The organism is Fortiea sp. LEGE XX443 (assembly GCF_015206815.1).
GTDB lineage: Bacteria > Cyanobacteriota > Cyanobacteriia > Cyanobacteriales > Nostocaceae > Nostoc_B.
Map to the genome: position 1 here is coordinate 18,731 of NZ_JADEXZ010000012.1, position 12,110 is coordinate 30,840.

Genomic DNA, 12,110 nt, shown 5'->3' on the forward strand with positions numbered 1-12,110 from the left:
TCTATTTTGGAAAACTTTTTGACAAAATTGGTGTAACTTCCGGTCTTCTTCTGCACAAACAGTCTGTTACATATTTTAATGAAATATGTCTGAATAATTAATTTAAGAGTTACACTCCACTACTCAAGTCAGAAAAATCTTAAATAAATGTTGTATAAATCACAACTATTGCAGTCTATGTGGCGGCAAATTCGCATATCAGCCGCATTTCCTTACATCAGCTTGTTAATTTGGATACTGCCTTTATTATTATTTACCTCTGGGCAAAATAGCCTGATGGCGCATGATGAAGGGCTTTATGCTTGGCGTGCTAGGCGGATGTTTGATTCTGGCGACTGGATAGCACCTTGGGGGACTGTGCATCATAAAACCCCTGGCTTTTATTGGATAATTGCTAGTGCTTATACACTATTTGGCATGAGTGAAGTTAGTGCGAGAATTCCGAGTGCGATCGCTGGAATATTGTGCTTATTACTAATATATGAAATCGGCAAAATTATCCTAAATAAAAAAATAGCTTGGTTAGCTGCTGCAATTTTGAGTGTGGAATTTTTGTGGCTGCAACATTGTCGTTTAGGCGCACCTGATGTGCCGATGATTTTTCTAATTCTTTTAGCTATTTTTTCCTTACTCAAAGCTGAATTGCAACTCAAATATTCCGTATTTTGGCGATTAATTGCAGGTTTATGTTTAGGGGTAGGCTTCTTCATTAGAAGCTTTATGATTTTTCTACCAGCGATTGCATTATTACCCTATTTAATTAGTGAACATCGCCGTCATCGTCATCTTACCAGCCCTGTTTTATATTTAGGTTTAGGATTAGGTTTTATCCCGACTTTGAGTTGGCTATGGTTTAGCTGGGAACGTTATGGTAGTGATAGTTTAGATGCTTTATGGCAGTTTGTTTTTCAAGTAGGTTCCCAAGGACATGCTGGTAATGGGATAATGTTTTATCTCTGGAATGTTCCTTTAAAAGCATTTCCTTGGGGATTTTTGAGCCTTTTGGGATTAGTTGTAGCATTTCGCCGTCCAATTCCGCGCTACCATTTATTATTAGTCGGATTTCCGATAGTTTTATTTACAGAACTGACTATTTTCTCGGCTCGATTATCTCACTATAGTCTTGGTCTTTATCCCTTCATTGCTTTATTAGCAGCTTTAGGTTTAGATTGGTCGGGTAAAATTTATGAAACAACAAAACAACTCAGAAATATTCCTCGTAACTTGAGTTATGGCTTTGGCGGATTGGGTATTTTACTTTTAGTAGCAGGTATATACGTTCTAATTTGGGGGAATGCAGACATTCGCCAGTATGCACCCCTTGGCTTGATTGTAGGATTAAGTTGCTTAATTTTGCCTGTAGTATGGATTGGTCGTCATCGCTTCGGTTATAAGTTTCTCACAGGAAGTTACTGGTTAGCTGGTTGGTTAATTCCCTGCTGGCTGGCTTTGGCTGTGGCTGGTAGTTTGGGATTAATAGGTGATTATAACCCGGCGTTTAGAACTTTTTTCCAAGAACCTGCGATCGCATCAATTTTGCAAACTCAGCCAATTTACTTTGTCAAAGTTGATGGTAAAAACGCTGTACTCTTAAATTTCTACACACCTATTCACGGAACAGCCTTAGATACAATTTCTCAACTACCAGCTTCTGGCTTTGCTTGGATATATCCAAAAAATTCTCCTGATTTATCTCGCCCTCACCGCATTGTTGGTACAATGCAAGATTACCAGATGATTCAAGTTTTACCTTAAATAATACCCTGAAATTAGGAAGTGTCTGCTTAATTTTATCGTGGTGCTTCATGCTTAGACTGCACTTCAAAATTATTATGATTTACGCACTCGTGACGAACAATCAGCCTTTGCAATTCCTACTCTACGGGAACGCTGCGCTCCTAATGACGTAAAATCGTAATCTTTACGTGAGTCCTGATTATCTTAAACAGCCAGCACTTTGCGGTAAACAATCTTATCAGCGCCCTCTGTATAGAAGTCCCGTATCCGGGCTTCCTCATCGTAACCAGACTTACGGTAGAATGCTCGTGTATGCTCGAATTCCGGCGAACCCGACGTTTCCACCAGTAGTATACGCCCGCCCCGCACGGTCAAAGTTTGTTCAACGTAGCGTAACAGTGCTGTACCGCGTCCTTGTCCTTGGCGATCAGGTCGGATAGCAATCAATTGTAGGTTCCACGTTCTATCGGTCATCCGTTCCATCTCGCAGTAAGCGACCCCCATCACCCCGTTGTCGTCGTCAGTAATCCAGAAGCGTTCGGCTTTGCCGTTTCGTAGAGAATCACTGTCGTTGTTACTACTGAAATAATCAGCCAACATGTTGCCCAGTTCTTCAAGTTGGTTTGGCTCAAACAGCCCGATCGCATCGGCCAGGGCAATCAGGGCAGCCGTGTCATCGGGCGTGGTTGGTCGAATCATAGTGAATTCCGTATACGAGTAAAAGCAGGATATCTCAAAGGTGTCATATTTAGAAAAATTCTGGATATCGCCAATATCCGGCTATTATACAGAATTTTTCCGATAACTATGTCGTTTACCTAGCAGTTCCGACACAAGCTCAACATTGCAGATTAAAAACTGCGTAGCATTATGGAGCCGGAACCGCTACTCGATTGCCGGGAACAATCTGTGGTTCATAAGAAAATACTTCTCGGCTACGGGGATCGACAGCCACCTTGAGCCACTGTACGTCGTTGGTGCCGCTTGCCTGATTGTTACCAAATGTCTCGACACGAGTGAAGTTTTCAAGCCGTCTGCCTTGAATATCTAGAAATGGCTTGTCAATACGGTAATAGTGCGAGTCACCGTGTACGTAGGCAATTGGCTTACGGAAAGCGATCACCTCATCGCGCAATGCCAATAAAAATTCCTGGAAGCCATCAGGTTGCCCATCGGTTTGCACGAGTGTCCTCGGATTACGCAGAGGCGCTCTAGTTGGATCGCTCTGATCCCATCCCGGATTAGCTTGGGAGATCAACATGACCGCCATTGAGTTGCGTTCCTTTGCCACTCTAAAGGTTTCTCTCATCCATACAATATTGGCTGCATTTCGCGCTGCATACTCCTCTGGGTCAGGTGCAGTGTCGCATAAATTATTGCACGAACCTTGGATGTTCAGTGTCGCATAAGTAACTCTGCCAACAGTCCAGCGGCGGTTTTCGACACAAGGTACTGCACCATTGACACCGAGGCATAGAGGCTGTGTTTGTACTTCTTGGGCTAGTCGGCGCTGCCCCAGGGAAAAATTCGTGTTGAAGAACACTAGACGCTCGTAGTCAAGGCGCTCGCGTGAGTTAAATCCACCATTTGAAGGGCGATCGCAATCAGTCCAATCGTTGTCACCTGGTGTAAAGATTGCTGGAGCCTCCAGAGCGTTGAAATAGCCGAGCGACCTAGTGTACAGCGCATTGTCACAAAGGCTATTAGAACCAGCCTTGAGATCGCCATCGTGGACAGTGAAACTAAGTTTCTGCGAATTCATGTCGTCGATTAATTTTGTTACGCCAACTTCTTGTGCGGCAGAGTAGGGTAGATCGCCCCAAAGTCCGATTGCGTAAGGCGCGTTTGCGTTCTCATTCTCTTTGGCTACCACAAATTTGGTGGAAACAGATGCCAGGAACGGTAAAGTCAGGAATAGTAAACACATTTTATGCAGTAAATGTGCAGTAGTAATGCGTTGGAACACTGAGTAGCCAAGCTTTGTCATCATCAATCATCCTCGATTATTTTTGGAATCCGTGAGAGCATTTTGGTCAAGTAGCTTTTGCCCACACAATTTCAGTCAGTAATTTAGACTACCGGATGGTTGATGACAGATTGATTATGAATAGGTTATGGATGGGATATAAATTCGACTGGTGATGCAGAGGTAGCACTATCAATAGAATATCGCCAAAACAGCATCTAGTCTTTTCTTGCCTAGATTAAGTAGGTCGGTGTTAAAAATTGTTGTTATGACAAGGCAGGAGGCAGAGGGCAGAAGGCAGAAGGGAAGAGGTTTTCAAGCTACTTTACTTTCCGTTACATAGTTCGGTTTATTTGCACCTTTCTACTTACATCATCTAACTAAGCAAATCATCCTGACTCACATCTTGCACGTGGTTGTGGTTGTGACATTAATATTTCTAGGTGCAAAATGTGAGTTGAGCCTACATCATTGTTTGCTTTCTCTAAAAAGTAAATTTACTTAAATTATGGTTTTTTCTTTAACTGCATATTTCCTAAGTATGATTAGGCTCTCTCTCATCAGTAGGATGGAATATTTAAAAAAGTTCATCACCTTAGAAGAGTAATTTTTTGAAAAAAGTTCTTTATCAAGAGGTGTAAAAATGACAGCTACAAACGAAAAAAACAAAATTCGTTACGCAGTTGTTGGTTTAGGTTGGTTTGCCCAAGAAGCTGCCTTGCCTGCATTTGCTAATACCGATAACTCTGAATTAGTTGCTTTAGTTTCCGATGATCCGACAAAACTTGAAGAACTTAGCAAAAAGTATGGCATTCAGCATACTTACTCTTATGAGGAATATGAAGACTGTCTAACCAGCGGTGAGATTGATGCTGTTTATATTGCATTACCCAATCACCTACATTGTGATTACACTGTGCGAGCAGCTAATCAGGCTATTCATGTGCTGTGTGAAAAGCCTATGGCTGTAACAGAAAAAGAGTGCGAGGCGATGATGAAGGCTGCAAACGATAACGGTATCAAGCTGATGATTGCATATCGATTACATCTAGAACCAGCAAACTTGCAGGCTGTAGAAATTGTGCGATCGCAACAGATTGGGGAACCGCGTATTTTCAACTCTGTTTTCTCCCAACAAGTAGAAGGAGGCAATATTCGTTTACGAGAAGTCACAGGTGGCGGAACAATCTATGATATCGGTATTTACTGCATTAATGCTGCACGCTATCTCTTTCAAGATGAACCAACCGAAGTATTTGCTATGGCTGCCAGTAAGGGAGAACAACGCTTCAGCGAAGTAGAAGAAATGGCCAGCGTTATCTTACGCTTTCCCAATGAACGACTGGCGACATTTACCTGTAGCTTTGGAGCAACAAAAGTTTCCAATTATCAGGTTGTGGGAACTAAAGGTGATTTACTAGTAAAATCCGCCTATACATGGCATGGAGAACTGAAGCACTACCTCACTATTAATGGTGAAACCCAAGAGCAAACTTTTGAGAGTCACGATCAGTTAGCAGCTGAATTCACATATTTCTCAGATTGCATTCTCCAAAATAAAGACCCAGAACCATCTGGAACAGAAGGTCTGAACGATGTTTGCATTATTCAGGCGCTCTATCAATCCATTGAAACAGGTCAACCTGTGCAAGTGCAAACTCTCGAACGCTCTCAACGCCCCACATCAGATCAAACTGTTAAACGTCCTGCCAATGAAGAGAAGCCAGAGCTAATTCATGCTGCTGCACCTTCCGGTAATTCTTAAAGCAGCCTGAGTTTAAAAAAATCAACTCTGCCTTTGCCAACTGCTTCAGCTTGCAGTTGGTTTTATTAACTGGCTAAAAATTAAATTATGTACAACATTGTAATAATTTATACTGCATCAGAGTTTCAGTTCTTACCCTTCAATCTATGTCATTATCGGCTTCTTACTCATAAGGAGCGATCGCCAACAGTATTATCTGTAGTCTCTCAAAAACACGTTACTAAACCTTTAGATGCAACCAAATTAATCTTCTTAATTGCAGATTTAATGGTAGGTTAATTTCCCAGAGAATTAGGTAAAAGTTTTCAGTTGGTTACACAGATGTTTTCCATAATCACCAATCAGACTTGATGTGATATGCCTCAAAAATTTTGGCAAATGGTATAACTGAAAACTTTTGTAGTTTTATTTATCTTCTTGTTCCGTTTCTGTTTCTTCATCTGGACGTTGGATAGCTGGAGGATAATCCACAAATTCTTGGGTTCTTGTAGTATTTGTAGTAGCACCTTCTAGCAACACATCTTCAGGATTAACGGTTTTATCAGCAGCCATATCCATTAGCCCTTCAGCATTAGTATTAGGTTTGTCTCCAGTTCCTTTATGACTTGCATGACCGCTAGGCATAACTATTTTCTCCACAGGGATATTTTAGATACACACTCCCAACCTAAACTGACTGACTGCACACAAGACACTATCAGAAGGCTTAAATCTAAGTTAGATGAATATTGATGTTTCTGTCGTAAGATAGCAAATTAGTAAATGCTTAGTTTCTCTAATGCAACATTTGCAACTTTAGTTTTGAGAATAAATCACTGCTGTGAATAAAACTTACAATTAAACACACACTGATTCAATTTCATTTGCTTGAATAGCTATATTGATAGAACTGAAATTCACGCTTCTGGACTATGGCAAGTAAATACATAGATGTACAGGAATACACCGTTAGAGCGCATAAACGACAAATTCACACTAGGGTTTTCCATTTTGTCTGTAAACAGTGCAATCAGACAACCAAACGCGAGACGTATGGCCCTCGTCCTTTGTATTGTGAGATTTGCCGTCCACCACAACCCCCACGTAAATCTCCGCAGCCATCTCAAAAGGCCAAACCAAGGCCAATGACGTACACAAGTGACATCCATTTGGGTTGATTTAACAGTTTATGAAACCCCAATTACAACTAGAACCTCCTCCACAAACCTTAATTTCGCCTCTGTTGGAATTACGAGACTACTATGCTCGCTTGGTTGAAGAGTACGAAAACCTCTATAATCAGGCGCGATCGCAACTCAATAATGTAGAAGGTTTATTGTCTAGCTGGTCTTCACTATCAGAAGCTAACAACAAGCTGCTCACAGCTGAAGTTGTAAATGAAATACTCTCTGCTTCTCAAAAAGACTTACTCTTATCCCCGTCGTCTCATGGTGTAGCTACATCTGATAGGAAATTAGAAGAGTATCCAGATTCAGAACAGCAAGACTCTGAAGAATTAGAAACAGATAGTTCTGCTTCCATAACAACAAACACCGACGAATCATCAGTCAAAGACTCCACCCCACAGAGCAAAGATAACTCGCTGAATAACGTAGACATTCCCATGTTGAGCGAGTATGAATCTTTAACTCGGATGGAAGCCATTAAAAAGCTATTAGAACAACATCTTGGTACTGTCTGCCATATAGATTTTATTGTGCGATCGCTTTATGGTGAGTTAAAGCCACACGTTTTTAGAGTGGTGAAAGGTAGAGTCCAATCTTCACTAACTCAAGGTAGAGAAAGACAAGCTTGGTTTGGAATGCCAAATGAGCCTGGTTGTTACACACTAGATTTGAGTTTAGTGAACGCCAATCAGACTAACTCTAAGACTGGAAAAAACAAGAAAAAGCCTCTGATAGTACCGAAGACAAGCGTCATTCCTATGCTCAAAGCATTTGAGGGGCAATTTTTGATTGATGCTCTTACCACCTTCTTTAGACAAAATCCGGGGAAAGTTTTTGGTGTGGCGGAAATTATCGCCGCACTTTATGGAGAACTAGATGCTGAAGAAGTTAGAGAGGTAAAAAGCAAAGTACTAAATGAACTATCACGAGGTTATAGGACAGGGCGATTTTCTAGAATGCCTGATACAGTCGGCTTTTACACTTGGGATACCAAGTTAATCCGCAAGACAAACTCAGGCTAAAACCAAAAGGCAAATCAAGATAACGGCAGGTAATAATGCGTACCCTGCCATATCTAGGGGAAACTCACCTGATTCTCTAATTTGTATAAGGCGATCGCAGCTTAGTGTGTATATAAAACTGTTACGAGTTGAATGATTTGCTACAACCAACGGTGGATGTAAAACATGAGTGAATCAACCAGTATATAAGTAGTCGTGCAAAATAAATTTTATAGTTAGGAGAGGGAACAGGGAACAGGTAAGGAATACAGACATTCTTGTTTTCAATCAATATGTACAATTAATTTTGCTTGGGTACTTAGCTATCTTTTCAGGGCTTTTTTGCTCATGCCCAATTAGATTTTACTAAGAGGAATAATGAACAGAAAATTGATTTTTTTAGCTTCATTTTTTGGTCTGAGTATACTCGTAGGGGCTTGTGAACCTGCTACACAACCTCCAACAACTACACGGCCGGCAGTACCACCCACAACTCCAACTCCCGTAGTACCACCTGCAACTCCAACCACTCCTTAAAATGATCTTATAAGTGCAACACAAATTGTAGAGGTGTTAACCTGTAATGCCTCTACATTGAATATATAATAAATTTGCCTCACGCAGAGACAAGAAAGGTGCGGAAAGCAAGAGCTAAAATACTTTTTTTACTAATTCATAATTACAAATTATGAATTATTGGAGTAAGTAGAAAGGTGCAAATAAACCGAACTATGTAACGGAAAGTAAAGTAGCTTGAAAACCTCTTCCCTTCTGCTCTCTGCCTCCTGCCTTGTCATGACGACAATTTTTAACACCGACCTACTTAAATCATGAGAATACATGTAGGCTCGCCAAATTTAACGATTAATCATGGCATAACCTTTATGATATCTGACTTAAGTGATTATCTTTGAAATAAATTTAGAACCTGGTGCTACTTGGAATACTTGCTGCCTTTACGCCTTGGCAGACAACAAACATATCCGAAACCAATAAACTTATCTTACCACGATGCGATTGAAACAGGGTTGGACACAGTTCAACAACAGAAACATCTGCAAAGCAGTAGTGTTTAAAATATCCTCTAAAATTATTCATAAAAAAAGATAGTTTGTTTAACCAAAAACTATCTTTTAGAATAAGAAAATAAACGAGCCTAAAATAAACTATTATTTTGCATTTTTTCTTATTTATGATCTAACAGATTGACTTTTGTTATCGAGTGTCTATTTGTCTCCTGATGAATAGGCAGTTCGACTACAAACTCTGTGCCTTTGCCCAGTTCAGAGTGGCAATATATCTTGCCTTTATGTTTATCTGTCACAATTTGATAGCTGATCGAAAGTCCCAATCCTGTACCTTTACCAACAACTTTAGTAGTAAAAAATGGATCGAACAGTCGAGAGAGTACTTTTTCATTCATACCGAGTCCGTTGTCAGCAATCCGAATAGAAATCCAGTCTTTATTGAGTACAGAAGTAGAAATTTGGATTGCACTGGGGTTTGCTGCAATAACTTCGGGAGCAGCTTGGGCGTTTCGCTCTTCTAACGCATCAATGGCATTGGATAGTAAATTCATAAATACCTGATTCAATTGACCGGGATAGCATTCTATCAAAGGTAATGAATCATAATCTTTGCTGACATAAATGGTGTGACTATCGCCTGAAGGCTTCAAGCGGTGTTGCAAAATCATTAATGTACTGTCAATGCCTTCGTGAATATCTACTACTTTAAAATCGGCTTCATCTAGGCGGGAAAAATTTCGCAACGAGGTGACAATTTCACAAATCCGCTCACTCCCAACTTGCATAGACTGAAATAATTTAGGTAAATCGTCAAACAAAAAATCTATTTCAGCTTTCTTGAAAAACTCTTGAATTTCTGGTGCAGCATTGGGATGATAGTGTCGATAAAGCTCGACACAACGCAATAAATCTTGCGTGTATTGGTGGGCGTGTTCTAAGTTACCGTAAATAAAATTAATTGGGTTGTTAATTTCGTGAGCAACTCCCGCCACCAGTTGCCCTAAACTAGCCATTTTTTCAGCATGGATAATTTGCATTTGGGCAGTGCGTAGCTCATTCAGCGCCTGAGCTAATTGATTTGCTTCTTCACGGGTTTGACCGAGCAAACTAGATTGTTGGAATAAGTTGGCTTGTCGCAAGGCGACACTAATTTGAGCTGCTACTTGGCTGACAAATTCTAGTTCTTCTTCTTCCCAATGACGTGCATGGGTGCATTGGTGAATGCACAACAATCCCCACAGTTCGTCACCTTCCATAAGTGGAACAACAATCTGCGCTTTGACTTGGAATCGCTCAATCACATCCAGATGTGGCACTTTGGAACCAATGCTGTTGACATCAGATATTACTTGCACTTGCCCTTGACGATATTGCGGGGCAAAATGGTCGCCGAAGCAATAGTCTTGCACCTTGACAGCAAGGGCAGAATCGAACTTGGGTAACACATCTTCAGCGATAAATTCACCACTGCAAAAACCAACATTCGGATCAAAGCGAAAGATCCCGACTCGATCTGCTGTCAGCGATCGCCGGATTTCCTGTACTGTGGTCTTCAGGATCGTCTCTAAATCCAATGATTCCCGAATTTTAACGACCAAATCAAATAAAATTCGGCGCTGTTCAGCAGATTGGTGCAGTTCCTCCGCACGAGTTTGGATTTGGGACACCATTTGAGAACTTTGCAATGCTACTCCCAGTTGGCTGGCAACCTGTCCCAAAAATTCCACTTCCACATTATCCCACTGGCGCGGTGCAGAATGCTGATAGGCAGCCAGCAAGCCCCACAGGTTTCGTCCGACAAAAATGGGGGTCAAAGCATAGGCGCGAATTTTGAACTGCTCCAAAATATCCAGATGACAGCGCGAGTGTCCGGCTTGGAAAATGTCGTTAACAGCAAAATTTTCGTTGTTGCGGTAGCGTCCACCCTTGGTTTCTTGCAGATGGGTATCTTCCCAAACAAGATTTTTACCAAAGGGATTGATGCTGTCCCACTGGGCTTCAACCATGCCAAAATTACTGACAAATTCACCACTCCAGTCTGGATTAAAGCGATAAACGCCGACTCGCTCAACTCGCAGCAGTTTACACATTTCCTGGCAAGTGGTTTTCAAAATCAAATCAATATCTAGGGAGGAGCGAATTTTTCCGACTACTTCTGTTAAGGCACGTTGCCGAGCGATCGCTTCTTGTAAAGCAACAGCCTGTTGTTTTGATTGAGTTAAATTCTCGGCTTGCTGAATCGCAACACCTAATTGCGCTCCTACTTGTCCCAAAAACTCAACTTCGTAATTTGCCCATTGGCGCTGACCAGAGTGGTGATAAGCGGCGATGAGTCCCCATAGTTTTGTCCCAGTGAAAATTGGGGCTAAGGCATAAGCCCCAATTTTGAATTGTTCGAGAATGTCGATATGACAACGGGAGTGTCCAGCTTGGTAAATGTCATTGACGGCAAAACTTTCATTATTACGGTAGCGCCCACCTTTGGTTTCTTGCAGGTGGGTATCTTCCCAAACCAGATTTTTGCCAAAAGGATGAATTCTATCCCACAGCGCCTCTACCATGCCAAAATTACTCACAAATTCGCCGCTCCAGTCTTCATTAAAGCGATAGATTGCCGCCCGTTCTAGCTTGAGGAGTTTGCAGAGTTCCTGACAAGCGGTGTCGAGAATAATTTCGGTATTCACAGACGAGCGAATATTTCCTACCACTTCTGTTAAAGCGCGTTGCCTGGCGATCGCATCTTGCAGTTCTGCGGTGCGTTGTTTGGTTTGTTCGAGAATTTCTGCTTGCTGCATGGCTAGGCCGAGATGGCTGGCAGCTTGGGCGACAAATTCGACTTCGTTAGGATACCATTGCCGCGGAGCAGAGTGTTGATAAGCGGCCAGTAAACCCCACAGTTTTGCACCGATAAAAATAGGCGCGATCGCATACGCCCGAATCTGAAACTGTTCTAACACCTCAACATGACAACGAGCGTGACCGGCATCGTAAATATCAGCCACCGCAAACGGCTCATTTTTGCGATATCGCCCTCCTTGGGTTTCTTGCAAATGGCAATCTTGCCACACCAAGTCCTGCCCAAAAGCAATCAGTGTATCCCACGGTTGTTCTGCAAAGCCAAAACGATTGATGAAACTACCACTCCAGTCAGAGTTGAACTGGTAGATTGCCACCCGCTCAATCTTTAACTGCCGACAAATGTCTTGACAAGAAGTTGAACATAGGGATTCTAAGTTTGCAGATCCCCGAATTTTAGCTAAAATTCTCGCTAAGATTTTTTGATATTGAACTGCAAGCTGTAGCTGTTTATGGCAATCTTGTAATAGTTTTGACCCATCACCATCATCATTTGTTGTCATAAAGTGCCGGGAAATGAAATACTTAGTTTCAGTGTTCCCTTTTTGAATTTTTTAATTACACTTGGCAACAAAAAGCAAGTATGGGATT

10 protein-coding genes are annotated in these 12,110 nt (G+C 41.6%); 6 read left to right on the plus strand and 4 right to left on the minus strand.

Annotation, left to right across the window (positions count from 1 at the left end; all coding sequences use genetic code 11):
• Nucleotides 1-147 precede the first annotated feature (147 nt).
• Nucleotides 148-1,755, plus strand: a complete 1,608-nt coding sequence (locus tag IQ259_RS07280; protein WP_193883111.1) for a glycosyltransferase family 39 protein — start codon at nucleotides 148-150, stop codon at nucleotides 1,753-1,755.
• Between the two features lie 186 nt (nucleotides 1,756-1,941).
• On the opposite strand, the gene IQ259_RS07285 is transcribed toward IQ259_RS07280, so the two are convergent.
• Both IQ259_RS07285 and IQ259_RS07290 read right to left on the minus strand, forming a co-directional pair.
• The gene (locus IQ259_RS07285) at nucleotides 1,942-2,436 is read right to left on the minus strand and encodes an N-acetyltransferase (RefSeq protein ID WP_193883113.1); all 495 of its coding nucleotides are present in this window, start codon (nucleotides 2,434-2,436) and stop codon (nucleotides 1,942-1,944) included.
• 169 nt (nucleotides 2,437-2,605) lie between these two features.
• Complete coding sequence (locus tag IQ259_RS07290) at nucleotides 2,606-3,499, minus strand: hypothetical protein (RefSeq protein ID WP_228014413.1); 894 nt, start codon at nucleotides 3,497-3,499, stop codon at nucleotides 2,606-2,608.
• Nucleotides 3,500-3,531: 32 nt separating this feature from the next.
• Between IQ259_RS07290 and IQ259_RS27105 the strand changes: the two genes are divergently transcribed.
• The 3 genes from IQ259_RS27105 (at nucleotide 3,532) to IQ259_RS07300 (ending at nucleotide 5,747) form a co-directional block, all read left to right on the plus strand.
• A complete protein-coding gene (locus tag IQ259_RS27105) occupies nucleotides 3,532-3,687 on the plus strand; it encodes a hypothetical protein (protein WP_228014414.1) in 156 nt (51 codons plus the stop codon).
• Nucleotides 3,688-4,346: 659 nt separating this feature from the next.
• On the plus strand, nucleotides 4,347-5,468 hold the full coding sequence (locus IQ259_RS07295; protein WP_193883117.1) for a Gfo/Idh/MocA family protein: 1,122 nt from the start codon (nucleotides 4,347-4,349) through the stop codon (nucleotides 5,466-5,468).
• Nucleotides 5,469-5,555: 87 nt separating this feature from the next.
• Nucleotides 5,556-5,747, plus strand: a complete 192-nt coding sequence (locus tag IQ259_RS07300; RefSeq protein WP_193883119.1) for a hypothetical protein — start codon at nucleotides 5,556-5,558, stop codon at nucleotides 5,745-5,747.
• 126 nt (nucleotides 5,748-5,873) lie between these two features.
• On the opposite strand, the gene IQ259_RS07305 is transcribed toward IQ259_RS07300, so the two are convergent.
• Complete coding sequence (locus IQ259_RS07305) at nucleotides 5,874-6,092, minus strand: hypothetical protein (RefSeq protein WP_193883121.1); 219 nt, start codon at nucleotides 6,090-6,092, stop codon at nucleotides 5,874-5,876.
• Between the two features lie 287 nt (nucleotides 6,093-6,379).
• Here IQ259_RS07305 and IQ259_RS27110 point away from each other — a divergent pair, with 287 nt between their 5' ends.
• Nucleotides 6,380-6,625: a hypothetical protein gene (locus tag IQ259_RS27110; RefSeq protein WP_228014415.1), complete on the plus strand. Its 246-nt coding sequence runs from the start codon at nucleotides 6,380-6,382 to the stop codon at nucleotides 6,623-6,625.
• Between the two features lie 11 nt (nucleotides 6,626-6,636).
• Nucleotides 6,637-7,656, plus strand: coding sequence for a hypothetical protein (locus IQ259_RS07310; RefSeq protein WP_193883123.1), 1,020 nt, complete (start codon nucleotides 6,637-6,639; stop codon nucleotides 7,654-7,656).
• 1,165 nt (nucleotides 7,657-8,821) lie between these two features.
• Here the strand turns inward: IQ259_RS07310 and IQ259_RS07315 are convergent.
• The gene (locus IQ259_RS07315; protein WP_193883131.1) at nucleotides 8,822-12,022 is read right to left on the minus strand and encodes a GAF domain-containing protein; all 3,201 of its coding nucleotides are present in this window, start codon (nucleotides 12,020-12,022) and stop codon (nucleotides 8,822-8,824) included.
• Nucleotides 12,023-12,110: the final 88 nt, after the last annotated feature.